The sequence below is a fragment of the Arthrobacter sp. CP30 genome, from assembly GCF_053470025.1.
Window position 1 is genome coordinate 357,014 of record NZ_JBQEMM010000002.1, and the last position, 21,934, is coordinate 378,947.

The 21,934-nt window shown below is 70.1% G+C and carries 16 protein-coding genes, 1 tRNA gene and 1 other RNA gene; 11 read left to right on the forward strand and 7 right to left on the reverse strand.

What is annotated here, in order from left to right:
- The first annotated feature begins 71 nt into the window (after nt 1-71).
- Nucleotides 72-3,245, forward strand: a complete 3,174-nt coding sequence (locus ACTIMO_RS05050; protein ID WP_448181663.1) for a S8 family serine peptidase — start codon at nt 72-74, stop codon at nt 3,243-3,245.
- A 249-nt stretch (nt 3,246-3,494) separates the two neighbouring features.
- On the opposite strand, the gene ACTIMO_RS05055 is transcribed toward ACTIMO_RS05050, so the two are convergent.
- Nucleotides 3,495-4,784 carry an aspartate kinase gene (locus tag ACTIMO_RS05055; RefSeq protein ID WP_082471132.1) on the reverse strand — a complete coding sequence of 430 codons (1,290 nt, stop codon included), beginning with the start codon at nt 4,782-4,784 and terminating at the stop codon, nt 3,495-3,497.
- A 217-nt stretch (nt 4,785-5,001) separates the two neighbouring features.
- On the opposite strand from ACTIMO_RS05055, the gene ACTIMO_RS05060 reads away from it, so the two are divergent.
- Together ACTIMO_RS05060 and ACTIMO_RS05065 are read left to right on the forward strand one after the other, a co-directional pair.
- The gene (locus tag ACTIMO_RS05060; RefSeq protein ID WP_422391146.1) at nt 5,002-5,934 is read left to right on the forward strand and encodes an ABC transporter ATP-binding protein; all 933 of its coding nucleotides are present in this window, start codon (nt 5,002-5,004) and stop codon (nt 5,932-5,934) included.
- Nucleotides 5,931-7,064 (forward strand): ABC transporter permease, encoded by a 1,134-nt coding sequence (locus ACTIMO_RS05065; protein ID WP_448181664.1) that lies wholly within the window; start codon nt 5,931-5,933, stop codon nt 7,062-7,064. Before ACTIMO_RS05060 ends, ACTIMO_RS05065 begins: the two co-directional genes overlap by 4 nt.
- Nucleotides 7,065-7,080: 16 nt before the next feature.
- Here the strand turns inward: ACTIMO_RS05065 and recR are convergent, their stop codons facing one another.
- The 4 genes from recR to ffs form a co-directional block, all read right to left on the reverse strand.
- Entirely contained in the window at nt 7,081-7,677 is a 597-nt protein-coding gene (gene recR, locus ACTIMO_RS05070; RefSeq protein WP_448181665.1) for a recombination mediator RecR, read from the reverse strand.
- A gap of 248 nt (nt 7,678-7,925) precedes the next feature.
- Nucleotides 7,926-12,062, reverse strand: a complete 4,137-nt coding sequence (locus ACTIMO_RS05075) for a DNA polymerase III subunit gamma and tau (protein WP_448181666.1) — start codon at nt 12,060-12,062, stop codon at nt 7,926-7,928.
- Nucleotides 12,059-13,012 (reverse strand): tRNA glutamyl-Q(34) synthetase GluQRS, encoded by a 954-nt coding sequence (gluQRS, locus tag ACTIMO_RS05080; RefSeq protein WP_448181667.1) that lies wholly within the window; start codon nt 13,010-13,012, stop codon nt 12,059-12,061. The genes ACTIMO_RS05075 and gluQRS overlap by 4 nt, the downstream gene beginning before the upstream one ends.
- A gap of 31 nt (nt 13,013-13,043) precedes the next feature.
- An RNA gene (gene ffs / locus ACTIMO_RS05085) (signal recognition particle sRNA small type) lies at nt 13,044-13,139 on the reverse strand.
- A 112-nt stretch (nt 13,140-13,251) separates the two neighbouring features.
- On the opposite strand from ffs, the gene ACTIMO_RS05090 reads away from it, so the two are divergent.
- Nucleotides 13,252-13,336 (forward strand) — tRNA-Ser (locus tag ACTIMO_RS05090).
- A gap of 48 nt (nt 13,337-13,384) precedes the next feature.
- Here the strand turns inward: ACTIMO_RS05090 and ACTIMO_RS05095 are convergent.
- On the reverse strand, nt 13,385-14,293 hold the full coding sequence (locus tag ACTIMO_RS05095) for an oxygenase MpaB family protein (protein WP_448181668.1): 909 nt from the start codon (nt 14,291-14,293) through the stop codon (nt 13,385-13,387).
- A gap of 153 nt (nt 14,294-14,446) precedes the next feature.
- Between ACTIMO_RS05095 and ACTIMO_RS05100 the strand changes: the two genes are divergently transcribed.
- Nucleotides 14,447-14,950, forward strand: coding sequence for a glutathione peroxidase (locus ACTIMO_RS05100; protein WP_448181669.1), 504 nt, complete (start codon nt 14,447-14,449; stop codon nt 14,948-14,950).
- Between the two features lie 60 nt (nt 14,951-15,010).
- Here ACTIMO_RS05100 and ACTIMO_RS05105 read toward each other — a convergent pair whose 3' ends face one another.
- Nucleotides 15,011-15,931: a hypothetical protein gene (locus ACTIMO_RS05105; protein WP_448181670.1), complete on the reverse strand. Its 921-nt coding sequence runs from the start codon at nt 15,929-15,931 to the stop codon at nt 15,011-15,013.
- Between the two features lie 133 nt (nt 15,932-16,064).
- Between ACTIMO_RS05105 and ACTIMO_RS05110 the strand changes: the two genes are divergently transcribed.
- The 6 genes from ACTIMO_RS05110 to rbsD are packed head-to-tail and all read left to right on the forward strand — an operon-like array spanning nt 16,065 to nt 21,907.
- On the forward strand, nt 16,065-17,069 hold the full coding sequence (locus ACTIMO_RS05110) for a LacI family DNA-binding transcriptional regulator (RefSeq protein ID WP_448181671.1): 1,005 nt from the start codon (nt 16,065-16,067) through the stop codon (nt 17,067-17,069).
- Complete coding sequence (locus ACTIMO_RS05115; RefSeq protein ID WP_448181672.1) at nt 17,066-18,595, forward strand: sugar ABC transporter ATP-binding protein; 1,530 nt, start codon at nt 17,066-17,068, stop codon at nt 18,593-18,595. The genes ACTIMO_RS05110 and ACTIMO_RS05115 overlap by 4 nt, the downstream gene beginning before the upstream one ends.
- Nucleotides 18,592-19,572 (forward strand): ABC transporter permease, encoded by a 981-nt coding sequence (locus tag ACTIMO_RS05120; protein ID WP_448181673.1) that lies wholly within the window; start codon nt 18,592-18,594, stop codon nt 19,570-19,572. The genes ACTIMO_RS05115 and ACTIMO_RS05120 overlap by 4 nt, the downstream gene beginning before the upstream one ends.
- 59 nt (nt 19,573-19,631) lie before the next feature.
- Nucleotides 19,632-20,573, forward strand: a complete 942-nt coding sequence (locus tag ACTIMO_RS05125; RefSeq protein WP_448181674.1) for a substrate-binding domain-containing protein — start codon at nt 19,632-19,634, stop codon at nt 20,571-20,573.
- Entirely contained in the window at nt 20,574-21,527 is a 954-nt protein-coding gene (locus ACTIMO_RS05130) for a ribokinase (protein WP_448181675.1), read from the forward strand.
- Nucleotides 21,524-21,907, forward strand: coding sequence for a D-ribose pyranase (rbsD, locus tag ACTIMO_RS05135; protein WP_055765333.1), 384 nt, complete (start codon nt 21,524-21,526; stop codon nt 21,905-21,907). The genes ACTIMO_RS05130 and rbsD overlap by 4 nt, the downstream gene beginning before the upstream one ends.
- The last annotated feature ends 27 nt before the right edge of the window (nt 21,908-21,934 follow it).

Consider the following 21,934-nt stretch of genomic DNA (forward strand, 5'->3'; position numbering starts at 1 on the left):
ATCCAGGAGACCGCGGCACCGGGGGAACGGCTGTGGCCGGCCCGCACTTTTACGAGAGGCACTACCTTCCTATGACACAACGGAGAAAAGCCGGGCAGGGGCGCAGCACCCTGCGCACTGCCACGGCTATCGTTCTGGGTCTGCCGCTACTGGTGACGTCGACGGCCGTGGCGCCTGCTGCCTTCGCAGCGCCCCTGCCCGCCACCACGGTCTCACCCCAGAAGGCACCCGCCAAGGAGCTCGACCCCGCGCAGTACCCGGACGGCAAGTACATCGTCGTACTCGCCGACAAGCCGGTGGCCACGTACGAGGGCGGCGTCGAGGGAATCGCCCCGACCAAGCCCGAGGAAGGCGCCAAGCTGGACGCCACCGCCGGGAACGTCCAGCAGTACTCGGAGTTCCTCGAGACCAAGCAGCAGGAGGTCGCCGCAGAGGGCGACGTCGAGATCAAGCGCACCTACACCGCTGCGATCAACGGCTTCGCCGCCGACCTCAGCACCGACCAGGCCGTGGAGCTCGCCAAGAGCGACGACGTCCTGTTCGTCGCTCCGGACGTCGAGAACGCACCCGACTACTCGAGCATCGACTTCCTCGGACTCAACGGCAACAAGGGGTCCTGGAAGACCCAGTTCGGCGGAGAGAAGAATGCCGGCAAGGGCACGGTGGTCGGCGTGATCGACACCGGCTACGCCCCCGACAACCCCTTCTTCGCCGGATCCCCGGTCAAGCCGCTCAAGGGCAACTCGAAGCCCAAGGTGGGCCAGCCCTACCTGAACGCCGCAGGCAAGATCGCGATGCTGAAGACCGACGGCAGCACCTTCATCGGTGAATGCCAGGTCGGCGAGGACTTCGACGGCAGCCTCTGCAACTCGAAGGTCCTCTCCGCCCAGTACTTCGCCGACACCTTCCTCGACAGTGTCGGCGAAGCGGACCGTGCACCCCAGGAAGTCATCTCCCCGGTCGACATCGACAACCACGGTACGCACACCGCGAGCACCGCCGCCGGCAACGCCGGTGTGACCCAGCGGGTGGACGGCCGCGACTTCGGCGTCTCCTCCGGCGTCGCCCCCGCCGCCAAGATCTCCGTCTACAAGACCTGCTGGGAGGACAACGATCCCGAGACCGGCGGTTGCTACTCCTCGGCCGCCATCGATGCGATCAACAAGGCGATCCTCGACGGCGTCGACGTCCTCAACTACTCGATCTCCGGCAGCGCGACGACGACGACGGACCCCGTGTCCCTGGCCTTCCTCTCGGCCACCTCGGCCGGGATCTTCGTGGCCGCCTCGGCGGGCAACTCCGGCCCCACCGCCAGCACCGTCAACCACGGTGCTCCGTGGATGACGACGGTCGCCGCCAGCACGTTCAACTACGAACTGCAGGGCACCGCCGAATTCTCCGACGGCACCAAGTACCGTGGCGCGTCGATCATGCGCAACGGCGTGGCGGCGAGCCCCGTCGTGCTGGCCGTGAACGCAGCAGCAGCCGGTGCCACCAACCCGAACCTGTGCGGCCCGAACACCCTGGATCCCGCGAAGGTCGCCGGCAAGATCGTGGTCTGTGACCGCGGCGTCGTCGACCGCACCGCCAAGAGTGCAGAGGTTGCACGCGGCGGCGGCGTGGGCATGATCCTCGTGAACCTGGTCGATTCCTCGACGGACACGGACCAGCACGCCATCCCCACCGTGCACGTGAACGCCCCCGAGGCGCTCGAGCTCAAGGCGAAGGTCGCCGCCAACCCGGCCATCACCGTCGCACTGAAGGCCACGGACACCACGGGCAAGCCCCTGCCTCCCACCCCGCAGATCGCAGGATTCTCCTCGCGCGGTCCGCTGCTCGCCACCGATTCCGACCTGCTGAAGCCGGACATCACGGCTCCCGGTGTTGCCGTCCTCGCGGGCGTCTCCACCGTCGGTTCCAATGGCGCACAGTTCGGTTTCCTGTCCGGCACCTCGATGGCATCGCCCCACGTGGCGGGTCTCGGAGCGCTCGTGCTCGGCAAGAACCCCACGTGGTCGCCCGCAGCCGTCAAGTCGGCCATGATGACCACCGCCTACCCGCTGAAGACCGCCACCGGCGGCGTCGAGACCGACGTCCTCGCCGTGGGCGCCGGCCACATCAACCCGGCCACCGTCCTCAGCCCGGGCCTGGTCTACGACCAGAACGAGGACGACTACCTCAGCTTCATCGAGGGAACCGGCGTCGCGCTCGGTATCGACGGCATCGAGCCCGTCGCCGCGAAGGACACCAACGTGCCGTCCTTCGCGCTCGGCAACCTCACCGGCCGCACCGAAGTGACCCGAACGGTCACCGCGGTCACGCCCGGCATCTACCGCGCCACGTCCAACGTGCCCGGAGTGAAGGTCACGGTCACGCCGTCGATCCTCAACTTCAGCGCGGCGGGCGAGACCCGGACGTTCAAGGTCTCCTTCGAGAACCAGAGCGCGCCCTTCGGGTCCTTCGCCGCCGGTTCGCTCACCTGGTCCGGCCAGGGCAAGAAGGTCACCTCCCCGGTGGCGGTCCGCCCCCAGGCCCTGAACGCTCCCGCCGACGCCGCGTTCACCTCGGCGGGCCCTGACGGGTCCGGCAGCTACGACGTCATCTCGGGGACCAACACCCCCATCCAGATGACGCTCGAGGGCCTCTCGAAGGCGGAGACCGCGGACATCGAGCTCGTGCCCGGTGGCTCCGCCAACGCGAACAACGCGAGCAACGCCGTGAAGGACGTCGTCGTCCCCGAAGGCGCGACGGCCGCAAGGTTCTCGGTGCGCTCGGACGATCCCACGGCTGACTTCGACATGTTCCTGATCACGCCCGCCGGGACGGTCGAGCAGGTCGCGACCTCCGACGCCAGTGAGACGTTCGTCCTCGAGGATCCGGCTCCCGGCACCTACCGCATCATCGCGAACCTGTACTCGAGCGTCGACAACAGGGCCACCTCCGGCACCATCGAAGGTGTGGCCCTCGGCGCGAACGAGGACAACGCGACCCTCACCCCGAACCCGCTCGCCCTGGCGAACGGCACCACGGGCGCCGTGACCCTCAACTGGACCGGCCTCACCGCCGGCGCCTACGTGGGCCGCGTCAGCTACGCAGGATCCTCGGCCATCACGTATGTGAGTGTCGCGGTCGGCGGAGCGGGCGAGGTCGCGGTCGCACCGGCGGCCGAGCTCCCCTCCGTCAGTCCTGCGGACAAGCTCGTGACCGGTCCCCGCGAGGCGATCACCCCCACGGGCAACAAGTAGGCCATGCCTGACTGATCGACGACACGAAGAAGGCCGGCGGATCCTGATCCGCCGGCCTTCTTCGCGTCCCGGCCCGATCGGGGCGGGCTTCCCTCCCACCGACCGGACCCCATCCGCGGGAATGTCCGCTCCTGTCCACCCTGCGGAGGTCATCGGTGGGAGGGGCGACGCCGGACGCCCGCCCGACAGCCGTCACCTCCGCAGCCACTGCTCCGCCGGGCCGATCGCGCTGCAGGTGGATCCGGCAGGTCAGCGCCCGCTGCCGGCGTAGACCGTGGCGGTGGTGTCGCCGTCGAGCTCGAAGGCCGCGTGGACGGCCCGGACCGCGGTGTCGAGCAGCTCGGCACCGGTGACGACGGAGATGCGAATCTCCGAGGTGGAGATCATGTCGATGTTCACGCCGGCGTCGGACAGGGCCCGGAAGAAACGGTAGGAGACGCCCGGATTGGAGCGCATGCCCGCACCGATCAGGGAGAGCTTGCCGATCTTCTCGTCGTACTCGACCGTCTCGAAGCCCACGCGGTCCTGCGCCGCGCCCAGGGCGGCGAGCGCATCCGCGCCGTCGACGATGGGCAGCGTGAAGGAGATGTCGGTGCGGCCGGAGCCGTGCGTCGAGACGTTCTGCACGATCATGTCGATGTTCGTGTTGGCACCCGCGACGATGCCGAAGATCTCCGCGGCCTTGCCGGGGATGTCGGGTACCCCGACCACCGTGACCTTCGCCTCGGAGCGGTCGTGTGCAACGCCGGAGATGATGGGCTGTTCCAAGGGTTCTCCCTCTTGAATCTTGATCTGGTCGTCGGGACTGGGCAGCACCCAGGTGCCTTCGTTGTGGCTGAACGATGAGCGGACGTGGAGGGGTACCCCGAAACGCCGTGCGTACTCGACACAGCGCAGGTGCAGGATCTTCGCGCCGGACGCGGCCATCTCCAGCATCTCCTCGCTGGAGATGGTGTCGATCTTCTGCGCGGACGGGACCACGCGCGGATCCGCCGTGTAGACGCCGTCGACGTCGGTGTAGATCTCGCAGACGTCGGCGTCGAGCGCTGCCGCGAGGGCGACGGCGGTGGTGTCCGACCCGCCGCGGCCGAGCGTCGTGATGTCGTTGCTGTCCCGGCTCATGCCCTGGAATCCGGCCACGATCGCGACGTCGCCCTTCTCGATGGCCGTCCGGATGCGGTGCGGGGAGACGTCGATGATGCGGGCCTTGCCGTGGATGGCGTCGGTGATCATGCCGGCCTGGCTGCCGGTGAAGGACTGGGCGGACGCTCCAATGCCGTGGATGGCCATCGCGAGCAGGGCCATCGAGATGCGCTCGCCGGCACTGAGGAGCATGTCCATCTCGCGCGCGTCGGACGCCGCGGGACTCACCTGGCCGGCGAGGTCCAGCAACTCGTCCGTGCTGTCGCCCATCGCGGAGACGACGACCACCACCTGATGGCCTGCGGACTGGGTGTCGACGACACGCCGGGCCACCCGCTTGATGCCCTCGGCGTCGGCGACCGAGGACCCGCCGAATTTCTGGACTATGAGGCTCATGCACTCGCTCACTGGTGAAGGGCGGACGACGGCGGTGGACCCGGCCGCACGGATGGTTGCGAAAGGGGCGGCAGCATCGGCGCCTCGGCGGGCGGCGGGCGTGGGCCCGGCGCCGGTGCAAGTGTAGCGGCGCCCTCTTTGCGCTCCCAAAGTCTGGGTCCGAATAAGTAGGGACCCGCACCGGTGCAGACGGAGTCCCGTCGCATACCCTCATACCATGACCAACGACTATGGGGGAATAGTTGTCGAGGGGGTTGCGCGGCGTTTCGGCACCGTGCAGGCGATCCGCGACATCGATTTCGAAGCTCCGCCCGGAGAAGTGACCGCACTGATCGGTCCCAACGGTTCCGGCAAGACCACACTGATGCTGATCCTCGCGAGCCTCCTGGCTCCCGATCTCGGCACGGTCCGGGTGGCAGGATTCGATCCCGTCAGCCACCCGGCCGAGGTGCGGAGCCGCGTCGGCTGGATGCCGGACACCCTCGGCGTCTGGGATTCGCTCACTTCGCTCGAGGTGCTGAAGACGCTCGGGGCGCTCTACGGGATGAGCGCGGCCGACTCTGCCCGGCGGGCGGAGGAACTCCTGGTCTCCGTGAACCTCACCGAGTTCGGTCGGCAGCCCGCCCGCGTCCTGTCCCGCGGTCAGCAGCAACGGCTCAGCCTCGCGCGGGCGCTCATCCACGACCCCGCGGTGCTGCTGCTCGACGAGCCGGCCTCGGGCCTGGATCCCGGTTCCAGGGTGGAACTCCGGTCGCTCCTGCGCTCCCTGGCCGCCGACGGCAAGACCGTCGTCGTCTCCAGCCATGTCCTCTCGGAACTCGACGAGATCGCCGACCGGGCGGTGTTCGTGAGCCGCGGACAGTCGGTGAAGAGCCAGACGCTCGACGAAGCCGGCAGCCAGACGCGCCGCTACTACGTCCAGGCCGAGCCCATGTCCGCCCTCGCCGAGGCTTTGCAGAGTTACGGCGTGCGGTTCGAGACGCGCGGTGACTCGCGACGCGAGGAGTTCCTCGTCCAACTCGGCAGCACCGCGGAAGCGTCCTGGCTGCTGCGCACCCTGGTGATGAGCGACGTCGTCGTCACCGCTTTCGCGCCCGCCGGCGGTGCGCTCGAGGAGACCTACATGAGCCTGGATACGGATCGACGATGAGCACCGTGACTGAACCCTCGAGCCCGCAGCCCGTCCGCACGGTGGCCCTCCCCTTCCGGTCCGCCGTCCGCACCATCTTCGTCCTGGAGATGAAGCAGCGGCTCCGCGGCAAGGGCTGGTACTGGATGCTCGGCATCTGGTTCGTGGTGATCGGCTTCATCTTCGTCCTCGGAACGGGGGTGATCGGCACCATGGACAACCAGGGCGGCATCCTGTTCGACCTGATCGTCGGATTCGTGCTGCTGTTCGGCCTGCTCGTGGCCCCCGGTCTGTCCGCGAACGCCGTCAACGGGGACCGCGCGGGCGGTACGCTCGCCATCCTGCAGGTCACCCTCATCACCCCGGGGCAGCTCCTGGCCGGCAAGTGGCTCGCGTCCTGGGTGGGGTCCCTCGCGTTCCTCGTCCTCAGCTGCCCGTTCATCTTCTGGGCACTGGCCCTCGGGGGCGTCAACCTGCCGGAGGCCCTGGTCTCGCTGGTGATGCTCGCCGTCGAACTCGGGGTGGCCTGCGCCATCGGTGTGGGCGTCTCCTCACTCGCTACCCGTCCGCTCTTCTCCATCGTGAGCACCTACATGCTGGTGGCGCTGCTCGCCGTCGGCACGGTGATCGTCTTCGGGCTGAGCACCCTGCTGGTGATGGAGGAGCGGACGGTGCGGTCCTCGTACTACACCTATCCGGAGAGCAGCATCGACAGCCTCGGAGTTCCCGCTCCGGACGCCGAGATGGAATGCGTGGCCCAGACGTACACCACCGACCTGCCGGACACGCAGTACATCACCTGGATCCTCGCGGCCAATCCGTTCGTGGTGGTCGCCGACGCCGTCCCGTACACCCTGCCCGAACCCGGCAGTACCGGCGGTCAGCCGATGGAGTACTCCACCGGCCCGTTCTACACACCCGGCGTCATGGAGACCATCAGCCAGGGAGTCCGCTCTGCCCAGGCGGGCCCGGACCTCGAGGTGACGTGCGAGGAGTCGATGGGCGGCATGCAGCCACTCCCGCAGGGGGTGCCGATCTGGCCGCTCGGGCTGGGGATCCAGCTCCTGCTGGCGGGCGGACTCCTCCTGATCGGCCGGCGGAGACTGACCATGCCGGCCAGACGGCTGACGCAGGGGACGCGCATCGCCTGACGCAGGTGTGCGGGGCTCAGGACATGACGCGGCGGCCCTCGAAGGCGCGGCCGAGGGTGACCTCGTCCGCGTACTCGAGGTCCCCGCCGACCGGCAGGCCCGAGGCGAGCCTGGTCACCGGGATGCCGATGGTCCTGAGCATGCGCACCAGGTAGGTCGCCGTCGCCTCACCCTCGAGGTTCGGGTCCGTGGCGATGATGATCTCCTGGATCTGATCGTCCGAGAGGCGCGCGAGCAGTTCCCGGATGCGCAGCTGGTCCGGACCGACACCGGCGATCGGATTGATGGCACCTCCGAGGACGTGGTACCGGCCCCGGAAGGACCGGGTCCGCTCGACGGCGATGACGTCCTTGGACTCCTCGACCACGCAGATCATGGTCGGATCTCGGCGCGGGTCGCGGCAGATGGCGCACTTGTCCTGCTCCGCCACGTTGCCGCAGACGATGCAGAACTTCACCCGTTCCTTGACGGTCGTGATGGCCGTGACGAGCCGTTTCATGTCGTCACTGTCCGCCTCGAGGATGTGGAACGCGAGGCGTTGGGCGGACTTCGGCCCCACCCCGGGCAGGCGTCCGAGCTCGTCGATCAGCTCCTGCACTGCTCCTTCGTACACGCTGTTCCCTCTCTGCACTGCTTCGGTGGTGGTCGTGCGGGCGCCGGTCGACGGCGGCCGCCTCCGGTGATGGGATGGTCGGCGTCGGCGCCGCGGTGTCCGTGCGCCGCCGTCCAGGCCGGCCGCCACACGAGGACCCGGCACTGCTTCCATTGTCCGCCCTGTCGGGGCGCCCGGCGTCCAGAATCGCGCGCCCCCATCGACTCCACCCGGCAGCGGGCGACGCCGTCCTGGCGGGAGCGGGCAGCCTACTGACCGTCGAGGCTCCGCTCCTCGACGAGCCGCCCGTTGAGGATCCGCTCGATCGCGGTCCTGCCCACGAGGCCGGACTCCTCGATCGTCTCGTCATCGGCGCTCGGCTCGTCCTCGACGAAGCGGAGGTCGACCGTACTGCGCACAGCGGCTGCTTCCTCAGCCCGTTTCCGCTCGGCCTCGTCGAGCAGTTTCTGGTAGCGGCTGACCGGCTTGCGCAGCGCGTTGCCGGGATCGGCCGGTCGCTCGGACGGTGAGCCGACCCTCTCCGCTGCGTCGCCGGGCGCGACGACGGCAGCGGATCCTCCTGCCATCGGTGCCGGTGCGGGTGGGCCCTGGGCGGCGGGCGCGGAACCGGAACTGCTGTCCACCGCAGGAGCGTCCCTGCGGATGAAGCTCGGAATGACGGGGCCGGCGGGACGTGCGCCGGCAGGTGATGCCCGCGGTCCATCGGCCTGAGGCGATGCGTCCGGTCCACCGGCCTCGGGTGGGCGCCGGGCAGGCTGCGCCTGCGGCGACAGTCCGTCCCCGGGATCGGCCCGGTCGACGGTCCTTGCGTCGCCGTCCGGCGATCGGTCGGGCGATCGGTCCGGCGTAGGGGCGGGAGGGCTCCACACGACACTGCGTGATGCGGTCCGCTCGGATGCCTGCTGATCGGCTCGCCCCGCCGGGGCGGACGCCTGCCTAGGTGATCCGCCGGCGGGCGGGAGGCTGTGCTGATCGGCTTGTCCGGACGGAGCGGAGCCCGGTGCGCGCGGGGCCCGGGCCGTTGGATCGGCACTGCCGGAGTGTCCTGAGGTGCGGGGGCCCGGGCGGACAGGACCACCTGACCGCTGGCCCACTCCTCCGGCGGCGGCGTGTGAGCCGGACCGCTCGGGCGGATGGCTGCCACTCGCCTGCGCTGCACGTCCGCCCCGCTGTCCGCCGCCACGGTCCGGGCGGGAGGCCTGGTCGACGCCGAGCGACGGCGATCGACGGTCGTAGGGATCCGCGGGGACGGATCCCCAGCCGGGGCCGGGGTCGAAGGCTTCCTCCGGTGGTTCCACCAGAGCCCAGGAATCGTCGGACATGGACGGATCCCAGGCGCCGACCGCCTCATGCCGAGTCTCGTCACGGGTGCCCGGTCCGGTCGTGCCCTTCGGGTGCTGTGCGGCAGGTCGACCCTGGTGATCGGTGAGAGCTCCTGTGCCGGCTGCGGCGTTGCGGGACGCTGGCGTGCCCGATGATGCAGGTGCGGCATCGGGCGCCCGGCCGGTGCTGGCAGGACCACGTCGTGGAGCCTCCGCACCCGTCCCGGGCGACGTGGCCGAGGGTGGGGATGCGACGGTTCGTGGGGCGTCTGCGTCATCCCTCGGGGATGCCGTCCCAGCTGGCATGGGGTCACTATCGGCCGAAGACCCAGCCGGGCCGGGGTCAGCAGGTGCAGCAGGTGCAGCAGGTGCGGCAGGTGCACCGACGCCCGGCGTCCCACCGCGCCGGGATGCGGCAGCAGCGGGCGAGGAGGCACTGTCGGACCAGGGTGCGACGGGGCCGGATGCGGCAGCAGCGGGCGAGGAGGCGCTGTCGGACGAGGGTGCGACGGGGCCCGGTGCGGCAGCAGCGGGCGAGGATGCGCTGTCGGACGAGTGTGCAGCGGGGCCCGGTGCGGTGGGAGCAGCAGGGCCTGGAGCAGCGGGTGCACCGACGCCCGGCGCTCCACCAGGGCGGGATCCGGCGGCGCCGGACGAGGGGCTCTCGGCGGGCGGTGCAGGAGGGCCGGCTGCAGCAGCAGCGCCGACGCTCGTGGGCCGCTCTGCAGGCCCAGGAGTGGGCACGGTGGAGCCCGGGTCCGGGCTCCCCGGACCGTTCTGGCTAGCCGGTACTTTTGGGCCCGACTCACCCGCCCCGTCGGCGTCATGGACCGCCTCGATGGAACAGGTCAATCCGAGGACCTTGTGGATGGCCTGCTTCACGTTGTCCATGTGCTGACCGCGCTGGAACCCGATGGCCGTTCCCTGGTTGGCGAAAGCGAGGACCAGTTGGTTGCCGTCGAAGGAGCGCGGTTTCGCGGACACGTTCACGATCAGCCAGGTGGCCCGCTTGATCTTGGCCACCTCGTCCATGATCTCCGGCCATGCCCGCCGCACCATCTCCACATTCCCGCCACCGCGGGCCGTTGGCGGAGCACCCTGCGCATCTGCAGATGCACCCGGCTCGGCAGTGGGGGTCGGCCGGGCTTCCGGACCAGAACCGTGGACGTCCGCTGGACGGGTGGCTGGACCACGGTCGTCCTGCTCGGGACGGCGTCCCTGGGCGTCACCGCGGGACACCGCAGGTTGCGTCGACTGCCTGTCCTCCGCGGCACCCTGGGCGCCGTGATCGGATGACGAGATGCCGGGGTGTGCGTCGCTCGGTGCGACGGACGAAGCGGGGCGGGAAGGGGTAGGGCCGGATGCGGCGGGACCGGCTGCGGTAGGCCCGGACGGTTCCTCGGCTGCGGCTGCGGCTGCGGTTGCAGCTGGAGCAGTACCCGTGCCGCCTGACGTGGGACCGGCGTTCGCGGCGCCAGATCCGGCACCGGCACCGGCGGCACCTAGATCGGTCCCGGCACCGGATGAAACCGGAGCCGCACCATCGCCGGGCTTCCTCCGGTCCGCCGGCCCGTCGTTGAAGGCCGAATCGGTGGAGACGCCCCAAGCGCCACCCCAGTCGGGTGACGAGTCCGCCGGCGCGGAGCCCTGCCCGGCACGATCGGCGCGCGCGGCTGCAGGGACGGCCGGCACGGCGGGGGAATCGGCCGACCGTACTGCTGCGGGGATGGCCGGAGCGGCGGGATCGGCTGCGGGAAGCGACCAGCGCGCCGCCGCTTCTTCGGCGTTGCGTGGGACGTTCAGCCGCGGCCGCGCCGGGCGCGCGGGCGCTGCATCGGATTCCGTCTCGGGTGACGCCTCGGGTGATGCAGTGGGTGACGCCGTGGCCGGGGCGCCGCCGGCGTACTCGAGGCGCCGCTCGATGCGGTCCACGCGGGCGAGGGTCCCCCGGACCGATGTGTCGGCGGCGGGCAGCAGGAGCCGCGCGCACAGGAGTTCGAGGTGCAGTCGTGGCGAGGTGGCGCCGGTCATCTCGGTCAGCGCCGTGTTGGTGATGTCAGCCGAGCGGGACAGCTCCCCGGCGCCGAGCTGCGTCGCCTGCGTCCGCATGCGGTTCAGCTGGTCGTCCGGGACACCCCGGAGGATCGAGGAGGCACCCTCGGGTACCGCATTGATGACGATCAGGTCCCTGAAGCGCTCGAGCAGGTCCTCGACGAAACGCCGCGGATCGTGACCGGTCTGGATGACGCGGTCCACGGCGTCGAACACCGTCCCGGCGTCTCCTGCCGCGATCGACTCGACGACGTCGTCGAGCAGGGTGGCGTGCGTGTACCCGAGGAGGGAGACCGCGAGCTCGTAGTCGAGGCCTGCTTCGCCGGCGCCTGCCATGAGCTGGTCGAGCACGGAGAGCGAATCGCGGACGGAGCCGCCGCCCGCTCGGATGACGAGCGACAGGACGCCCGGCGCCACCGGCACGTTCTCCTGCCGGCACAGCAGTTCGAGGTACCCCATGAGGGGCTCCGGCGGAACGAGCCGGAAGGGGTAGTGGTGCGTCCGCGAGCGGATGGTGCCGATGACCTTGTCCGGTTCGGTGGTCGCGAAGATGAAGAGGATGTGCTCCGGTGGCTCCTCCACGATCTTCAGGAGGGCGTTGAACCCGGCGGACGTGACCATGTGGGCCTCGTCGATGATGAAGATCTTGAAGCGGTCGCGGACGGGCGCGAACGTGGCGCGCTCACGGAGGTCCCGGGCGTCGTCCACGCCACCGTGGCTCGCGGCGTCGATCTCGATGACGTCGAGGCTCCCGGAACCGTTGCGGGCGAGTTCCACGCAACTGTCGCAGACGCCGCATGGCGTGGAGGTGGGCCCCTGCGCGCAGTTCAGGCATCGGGCGAGGATGCGCGCGGAGGTGGTCTTGCCGCAGCCGCGCGGCCCGGAGAACAGATAGGCGTGGTTGATGCGGTCCTTGTCGATCGCCGCCATCAGGGGGTCGGTGACATGCTCCTGACCGATGACGTCCGCAAAGGTCTCCGGACGGTAGCGACGGTAGAGGGCTGTACTCACGGAAGAACCTTATCGGTTGATGCTGACGGTTTGCATGCCGGGCCGGCGGGGGTGGAGAACAGGTCCGAGGGGTCCACGACCCACGGCTGCCGCGGGAGGCGCGCCGGGTCGAACGCCCCGAGCGCGGCCTGGAGCGATCCCTCCGGAAGCCCGAGGGAGGACAGCAGGAGCGCGAGGACCGCACCGGGCGTCCGCCCCTGAACGGCGAGGTCCTCCAGTGTCACGGCTCCATCCCGTTTGGCGAGGCGGCGCCCCTCGGCCGTGACCGCCAGGGGGACGTGCGCGTATGCCGGGGCGGGCAGGCCGAGCAGGGAGGCGAGGTAGGCCTGGCGCGGCGCGGACGTGAGCAGGTCGTCCCCGCGCACCACCTGGTCGACGCCCTGCGCGGCGTCGTCGACGACGACGGCGAGGTTGTAGGCGATCACCCCGTCGTTCCGCCGCAGCACGACGTCGTCGACCGGCGCTGTCACACTCCCGGCGAGGACGTCGTCGACGGTCCAGGCGTCCACCGCGGATCTCAACCGGAGCGCCGGCGGGCGCTCGCGGCGCCGTCGTGCCCGGTCCTCCGCGGTGAGGTCACGGCACGTGCCGGGGTAGAAACCCGGACGCGCATGCGGTGCGCTGGCCGCTTCGGCGACATCGCGGCGCGTGCAGAAGCACTCGTAGGCGAGGTCCCGCTCGATCAGCGTGCGGAGGGCCCCGGAGTAGAGATCGGTGCGGTCACTCTGTCGGAGGACGGGGGAGTCGGAGGTGATCCCCAGAGCGGCGAGTTCCGCCAGCTGATCCGCCTCGGCACCTGCCCGGACGCGGTCGAGGTCCTCGACCCGGAGGAGGAAACGGCGCCCGGTGGACCGGGCGAACAACCAGGCGACGACGGCGGTCCGGAGATTGCCGACGTGCAGCCGGCCGGAGGGGCTGGGTGCGAAGCGACCGGCGCCCGTGTCTGCCACCGTGCACCCTCCTCGGCTGGACTCGCTTAAAAGTGAAGACCCCCCATGCACCTGCCAGAGCCCGCTTACCCTTGCTACCTTCCGGTCCTGGGGGAGTTCACAGGATGACACCACATGAGGGGCCGGGAAATAGTCTACACAGCTGACAGCGCCGCTCCCGAATCGACGGCGGGGCCCGGAACGGGGCGCGATTCGGCAGGATCCGCTTGTATGGGTATTCTGGTATCTGCTCCGAACGAGGAGGATTCGCCTAGCGGCCTATGGCGCACGCCTGGAACGCGTGTTGGGTTCACGCCCTCGGGGGTTCAAATCCCCCATCCTCCGCTCATAGCAATCAGCAGGACCCCGGCATCCGTGCCGGGGTCCTGCTGTCTATGCGGGCGAGCCGCCGCCGATCCTGCGGATACGGGTCTTCGCCGCCGCTTCCGCGGGGCCCTCGGGCCCGAGCCCCAGCCGGATGACGCCGAGGACGAGCCGCACCGCCGGACGGATGGGCAGCGGGAGGGGCCCGAGCGACGGGACGCGCAGCCCGAGCATCTCGCGGTGCCGCGGCTCGAGCGTCGACACCGCGCCCGCCAGGAGGATCTGGTAGCCGAGGCGCTGGGACCGTGGCAGGGGCGGGTGCCGGATGTACGCGAGCGCCTCCTGAACCTGGTCGCTCCCGGTCAGCTCGTCGTCGAAGGCGGCCAGTTGGGCCCGGAGTTCCGCCTCGGACCGTGGCGGGTCCTCGAGGCCCATCAGCTCGCCCGCGGCCGCCCACTCGCGCACGTACTCGTCGACACCGCCGGGGATGGGCCCGCCGTACGCCCGGTGCGCCGCCACGAAGGCGTCGGTGAAGGCCAGGTGCACCCACCGGATGAGGTCCGGATCGGCAGCCGAGTAGGGCTTCTCCGTCCCGCGGCTGTCGACGTAGGTGCCGTGCACCCTCGTGTGGAGCCGCTGCACGAAGGCGGAGCCCTCCTGCGCGGCGACCCTCGAGCCGTAGGTGACGGTGTAGATCCAGCGGATGGTGTTGGCCAGGCGCCCGAGCGGCTCCTCGCGGAAGCTGGAGTGCGCGTGCACGCCCGCCATCGCGCCGGGATGCAGGGCCTGGAGGAGGAGGGCGCGGATGCCCGCGACGGTCGGGGTGATGGAGCTGTGGACGGTCCACACCGCGGATCCGACCGGGAAATAGCCGGGATCGTCGCCCTTCTCGAACTCGAACTGCCACTGCGGGATGGTGGGATCGCCGTCGGTGAAGGTGGTGCGGAGCTGCGTCTTCCACGTGGCGATGATTCCCATGCGGCGATCCGTCCTGTCGGTGCTTCCGCGGCCCTGCGGGCCGTCAGCTGTCCAACGTCCTTCCGCCCCGGTTTGCTCCGGTGACCCCGGTGGTGCCCATCCGCATGGCAGGGTGGGACGAAGCAGGAGCACACCACCTACCAGGGAGCAGCCATGTCCTCGACGGACCTGTACGGTATCGACCTCACCATGAACGACGGCACACCGAGGTCCTTCGGCGACTTCCGTGGCCGGCCCGTCCTGGTGGTCAATGTCGCGTCCAAGTGTGGTTTCACGCCCCAGTACGCGGGGCTGGAGGCGCTGTACAGCAGGTACTCCGAGCAGGGCCTCGTGGTCCTCGGCATGCCCTGCAACCAGTTCATGGGGCAGGAACCCCTGAACGACGGCGAGATCGCCGAGTTCTGCTCGACCACGTTCGGCGTGACGTTCCCGCTGATGGCCAAGGGCGACGTCCGCGGGAAGGACCAGCACCCGCTCTACCAGCAGCTGACGACCTTCAAGAACGGCGTGCTGCCGGGCCTCGTGAAGTGGAACTTCGAGAAGTTCCTGGTCAACCGCGAGGGCGAGATCGTCGCACGCTTCGCGCCCACGGTGGAGCCGGGCGCCCCCGAGGTCGTCGCCGCCATCGAGAAGGTCCTGGAAGCCCAGGCGGCCTGAGCCGGAGGCCTTCGGCAGCAACCCGGGTGTGCCGGCCGGTAGGCGCCGGGGCCAGCGATCCTAGCCGAGCGAGGCCACGCACCGGGCGAGGAAGGCGGCGCCCGCCTCCTCGTGGATGAGAGCCCCTTCGGTGATGACCTCGTAGGGCTTCGCCGGGACGCCGTCCGCGGGCCGGACGTCCACGTGGGCGACGTCGAACCCCTGCTCGTGGAGGTAGTCGGCCATGGCGTAGTCGGTCCGGGAGTCGCCCACGGTCCGCCAGGTGCGCGGAGGGTCCATGAAGGGTGCGACGAGCGTGAGGGCCCGTTCGGCTCCCACATCCTTGCCCGTCCGCACCGACTCGATGTCGGTCGAGATGATGGTCGGGTCCACGCGGTAGTCGATGTGGCCGTCGCTGTCCGGTTCCTCGCGGTCGAGGCGGGACGCACCCATGTCGTGGCTGTGCAGGATGTCCATCGCGTCGTCGTCGAACCCCTGCTGGCCCATCAGGTAGTCCGCGTTGGTCGCGGTGAGCAGCTGCTCCACCGAGACCATGGCGAGCTTGGTCTCGTCGAAGAACATGAGGTCGGCGTACTTCTCCTCCACGAGGTCGCGCACGTCATCGGCGAAACTCACCGGCAGGGCGAGGTCGCGGTCCACGAAGACCTCCCCGGCGCCGTCGGCCGTGAACGAGAACCAGGTGGCACCCTTCTCGCAGACGGCGTGGAAGGTGACGCCGATCGGGATGCCGGCGGCGATCATGGGCGTCATCACCTGCTCCCGGATGAAGGCGTCCGACCGGCCGGTGTTGAAGACGACGGGCCAGCCCGCGGCGGCGAGGGTGAGCAGATCCGCGATGATGCCTGCCGGGACGGTGCGCGTCACCGGACTGGCGACGGGCCCGTCGACATCGAGCAGGAGTCCCACCGTGGGCTGCCCCGGAGCGGTGACGGGCAGTGCGGGGGCGTCGGGCAGGAGGTCGAGTGGGGCATCCGTAGGCATGTCCCCATTATGTTCCCGCCCGGGCCGCCCTTCCATCCGCGGCTGTTTGACAGCCGACGTGATCTGCAACATACTCGTGGAATCGATTCCATGGAATCGATTCCACAACGGCGTAGGGAGCAGCGTGCGGTCAGTGACGATCAAGGATGTCGCCGGGAGGGCGGGTGTCTCCACCGCGACGGCGTCCCGCGTCCTGTCCGGTCATCCCAGTACGTCCCCCGCGGCACGGACCGCCGTCGAGCAGGCCGTCGCCGACCTCGGGTTCCGCCCCAATGCGCAGGCGAGGTCGCTCCGCAGGACGACGACCCAGACCCTCGGGCTCCTCCTGCCCGACATCCGCAATCCCTTCTTCGCCGACCTCGCCCATGCCGTCGAGCAGCGTGCACGCGACTTCGGCTACCTCACGCTGTTCGGCAACGCGAACGAGAGCGTGGAGCAGCAGGACCGCTACTTCGACGTCATGCTCTCGCAGCGCGTGGACGGGCTGATCGCTGCTCCCCAGGGTGACAGGGCGAGCCTCGCCAGTATCCTCGGCAGCGGGCTGCCCACGGTCTTCGTGGACCGGGTGATCGACGGCGCCGACGTGCCGAGCATCAGCCCCGACAACCGGACCGGCATCCATGAGGCCGTGGAACACCTGCTCGGGCTGGGACACCGGCGCATCGGCTACATCGCCGGGCCACAGAGCACGTCCACGGGCCGCGAGCGGCTCCGGGCGTACCAGGAAGCGATCAGCGGAACCGCCGCGGACGACGACGGCGACCTGGTCCACGTCGGCGACTTCCAGGCGGCGAGCGGCGCTGCCGGCGCGCATGCGCTGCTCGACCTGGCCGACCCGCCGACGGCCGTCCTCGCGGCCGACAGCCTCATGTCCATCGGGGCCATCGGCGTCTGCAACGAGCGCGGAGTCGCCATCGGCGCGGACCTGGCCTTCGTGGGCTACGACGACATCGAGGCCTTCACGCTGCTGAACCCGGCCCTCACCGTGATCGCACACGACGTCGATGCGATGGGACGGGGTGCGGTCGAGATGCTCGTGGCCGTGATCGCCGGCGAAGCGGCGGAGTCCCGGGTCCTGCCGAGCCGGCTGATCGTCCGCGGTTCCACCATGGATTCCCCGAAAGGACCCTCCGCATGAGCACGCCCATCCTGTCCCTCGAGCGCGTGACGAAGTCCTTCGGATCGGTCACCGTCATCGACGGCGTCTCCGTGGACGTCCACCCCGGCAGGGTCCAGGTGCTCCTGGGGGAGAACGGCGCCGGGAAGTCGACGCTCATCAAGATGATGGCGGGGGTGTACCAGCCCGACGGCGGTCGAATCCTCGTCGACGGCCGCGAGGTCACCCTGCCGGACACGAAGGCCTCCGAGGCACTCGGCATCGCCACCATCCACCAGGAACTCAACCTCGTGGGCTCCATGAGCATCGCCGAGAACATCTCGCTGGGACGCCTGCCGAAGCGCTTCGGGCTCGTGGATCGGCGGAGGATGAAGGAGGACGCCCGGGCGGCCCTCGCCCTGATCGGCCTGGACCTCGATGTGGACCAGCACGTCGGTGAACTCGGTATCGCCCGGCAGCAGCTCGTCGAGATCGCGAAGGCGCTGAGCATGGATGCCCGCATGCTCATCCTCGACGAACCCACGGCGGCACTGACCAAGCGCGAGATCGCAGCCCTGTTCGGCGTCGTCGACGACCTCCGGGCCCGCGGCGTCGGCATGGTCTTCATCTCCCACCACCTCGACGAGATCGCCGTGATCGGGGATTCCGTGTCCGTCCTCCGGGACGGTACCTTCATCGCCGAGGTCCCCGCGACCACCGACGAGGACGAGCTCGTCCGCCTGATGGTGGGCCGCGACATCGCGCAGCAGTTCCCGCGCCGCCGTGAGTTCGACGGCGCCCCCGAGACACTCCTGTCGGTCCGGAACCTCTCCACGAAGGGGATGGTCAACGATGTCTCCTTCGAGGTGCACGCCGGGGAGGTCGTGGCCCTCGCCGGGCTCGTCGGGGCGGGACGCACCGAAGTGGTGCGGGCCATCGCGGGTGTCGATCCCTACCTCACGGGTTCCGTCGCCGTCCGCGGCAGGGAGCTGCCGAGGCTCGACGTCGGGGCAGCCATCCGCGCCGGCGTGGGCCACGTTCCCGAGGACCGGAAGGTGCAGGGCCTCGTGCTGGGAGCGAGCGTCAACGACAACATCGGCTACGCGACCCTGGCCTCGACGGCGAAGGCGGGAGTCGTCGACTTCGCCGGCCAGCGTGCCCGCGCGCAGGGCGTGGCGGACACCCTGCGCATCCGGATGCGTGATCTCGATCAGCCCGTGGGCAGCCTGTCCGGAGGCAACCAGCAGAAAGCCGTCTTCGCGCGGTGGATCCTCGCCGAATCCTCGGTCCTGCTGCTGGACGAACCGACACGCGGCGTCGACGTCGGGGCCAAGGTCGAGATCTACGAGTTGATCAACGCCATCACGGCTGCCGGAGGCGCCGTCGTGATGGTCTCCAGCGAACTCCCCGAGGTCCTCGGGATGGCGGACCGCATCCTCGTGATGAGCGGCGGCCACATCTCGGGCGAACTCGACGCCACCACCGCAACCCAGGACGCCGTCATGTCCCTCGCCGTCCGTGACGTGCAGAGGGACCTCGAAGACCAGCAGATGAAGGACGAGGCATGAGCATCGCAAGCCGACCAGCCGTACGGAAGCCCGGTACGGGCGCCACCCGGGTCAGGACGTTCGTCGCGGAGAACGGCGCTCTCGTGGGTCTCGTGGTCCTCGGGCTCGCGCTCTTCATCGCGACGCCGGACTTCCTGACCGGGCCTAACCTCCTGAACATCGGGATCCAGGCGTCGGTCATCGCCGTCCTCGCCTTCGGTCTGACCTTCGTGATCGTGGCCGGCGGGATCGACCTCTCGGTGGGCTCCGTCGCCGCGCTCAGCGCCATGGGGTCCGCCTACATGTTCAGCACCGCGGCCCTGCCGGGATGGCTGGCACTGATCGGCGGACTCCTCGTCGGGACGCTCGCCGGTGCCGTCAGCGGCTTCGCGGTCGCCTTCGGCAGGCTGCCCTCCTTCATCGCGACCCTCGCGATGCTCAGTGTGGCCCGCGGACTCACGCTCGTGCTCTCCGACGGCAGGCCCATCGCGACGGCGCCCGCCGTGTCCTTCCTCGGCGGCAACGTGGGTCCCGTCCCCATGCCGATCGTGATCCTCGTGATCGCCGGGGGCGTGGCCGCCCTGATCCTCAACTACACCGTGATCGGCCGCTACATGTACGCGGTCGGCGGCAACACGGAGGCAGCCCGCCTCTCGGGCATCCCCGTGCGCCGGGTCCTCGTCACGGTCTTCGCGCTGTCCGGCCTGTTCGCAGCCCTCGCGGGGCTGCTGCTCTCCGGTCGCCTGGACTCCGCACAGCCCCAGGCCGCGGCGGGCTACGAGCTCGACGCCATCGCCGCCGTGGTGATCGGCGGAGCCTCACTCGCCGGGGGCGTCGGCCGGATCAGCGGCACCCTGATCGGCGCGCTGGTGCTCGTGGTCATCCGCAACGGCCTGAACCTGCTCAACGTGTCCTCCTTCTGGCAGCAGGTGGTGATCGGCGTGGTCATCGCGCTCGCCGTCGGCATCGACTCCCTCCGCCGGAAGGCCGGCCACTAGCCCCACCCCGCAGCACCGTCCCGTCCGAAACACCACCCCCACTCCAGAAGGATCCGATGATGAACTCCTCCACACCGCTCAAGGCCGCGGCCGTCACCATGTCGCTCGCACTGCTCCTCGGCACCACGGCGTGCAACCGCGGCGGTGACGACGCCGCCGCGGACAGCCGGAGCGTCACGCTCTCCGTCTCCACGCTGAACAACCCGTTCTTCGTCGAACTGCGCGACGGCGCCCAGGAAGCGGCGGACGCAGCAGGCGTCGACCTCGAAGTGGTCGATGCCCAGAACGATTCCGCCACCCAGACCAACCAGCTCGCCACCGCGGCGACCAGCGGCACCGACGGCGTGATCATCAATCCCGTGGACTCCGACGCCGCAGCAGCGTCGGTGGCCCCCCTGGTGTCGAACAGCACGCCGATCGTCGCCGTGGACCGCGCTGTCAACGGCGCCGAGGTCCAGTCCCTCGTCTCCAGCGACAACGTGGCCGGCGGCAGGCAGGCCGCGGACGAGCTCGCGAAGGCGATGGGGGAGCAGGGCACGGTGATCGTCCTCCAGGGTGTCGCCGGGACCTCCGCCAGCCGCGACCGGGGAGCCGGCTTCGCCGAAGGCATGGAGGCCTACCCCGGCATCGAGATCGTCGCCCAGCAGACCGCCAACTTCGATCGTGCCGAGGCCCTCAACGTGGCCACCAATCTCCTGCAGGCGAATCCGGGGGTCACCGGTCTCTTCGCCGAGAACGACGAGATGGCCCTCGGTGCCATCCAGGCCCTCGGCGCCCGGGCCGGCGAGGACGTGAAGGTCGTCGGGTTCGACGGCACGGCCGACGGCCTGGCCGCCATCGAGGCCGGCACGCTCACCGCGACGATCGCGCAGCAGCCCGCCGAGCTGGGCAAGCGCTCCGTCGAGGTCCTCGTGCAGCTGCTCGATGAGGAGGCCGTCGAGGAAGCCATCCCGGTCCCCGTCACGACCGTCACCACCGAGAATGTCGCGGACTTCGCCTAGATGAGCACACTGTCGCCGGGCATCGTCGTCGTCGGGTCCATCAACGCGGACCTCGTGGTCACCCTCGCACGGCACCCACACCCTGGTGAGACCGTGCTCGGGCGCTCGATGACGGTGCTGCCCGGCGGCAAGGGCGCCAACCAGGCGGTGGCGGCCGCGCTGCTGGGCGCGGACGTCGCGATGATCGGTGCCGTGGGATCGGACGCATACGCGGACGTCGCGTTGTCCGCACTGTCGGCCGCGGGCGTCGACCTCGGCGCGGTCAGCAGGCTCGACGGCGGGACCGGCGTCGCCGTCGTCGAGGTGTCCGACGACGGGGAGAACACCATCGTGGTGCTGCCCGGTGCAAACGAGCAGGTCACGGCGGACCTCGTTGCGGCGTCCGCGGAGGCGATCCGCGGCGCTGCCGTCGTCATCGTCCAGGGCGAACTGCCGGCAGCATCCATCGAGGCCGCTGTGCGGGCCGCTACGGGGCGCGTCGTCGTCAACCTGGCGCCCGTCATCGGGATCGAGCGCGACGTCCTGCTCCGGGCAGATCCGCTCGTGGTCAACGAGCACGAGGGAGCCCTGGTCCTCGAGCAGCTCGGCGGAGCCGCGACTGGCGGCCACGACTCCGTGGTCGAGGCGCTCCTCGCCTGCGGCTTCGCCTCCGTGGTGATGACGCTCGGCGGCGCGGGAGCGCTGCTGTCCGACGGCGCCGCCGTGCGTCCGGTCCCGGCGCCCACGGTCTCCGCGGTGGACACCACGGGTGCGGGGGACGCCTTCGTGGGCGCGCTCGCGGCCCGGCTCGCCGCCGGGAGCACCCTCGACGATGCCGTGCACTTCGCCGTCCGCGTCGGCTCCTACGCCGTCCAGCACCCGGGAGCCCAGCCCTCCTACCCCACGCTCGATGACGAGCTGCCCGAACCACAGCACCCGCGCATCGCGGGTCCCGAGCAGGAATCGAGTCCGTGAAGAAGTCAGGCATCATCAACGCACCCCTCAGCCGGGCTCTGGCGACGCTCGGCCACGGCCACCTCGTGGTCATCGCCGACTGCGGACTCCCGCTGCCGGATTCGGCGTCCGTCCTGGACCTGGCGCTGGTGCGCGGGATCCCGTCCTTCACCCAGGTGCTGGACGCGGTGCTCGCCGAGATCGTGGTGGAGGGCAGTACGGCCGCCGCGGAGGCCCGGGGGTCGGCCGTGGACGCCTGGCTCGAGGACAGGGGCCTGCAGCCCACACGGATCTCCCACGAGGACCTGAAGGCACTCCTGTCCGAGGCGCGGCTCATCATCCGGACCGGAGAGGCCACTCCCTACGCCAACGTCGTCCTGCAGTGCGGCGTCGACTTCTGACGTGTGCGTTCCGTGCCCGGGGGTAAC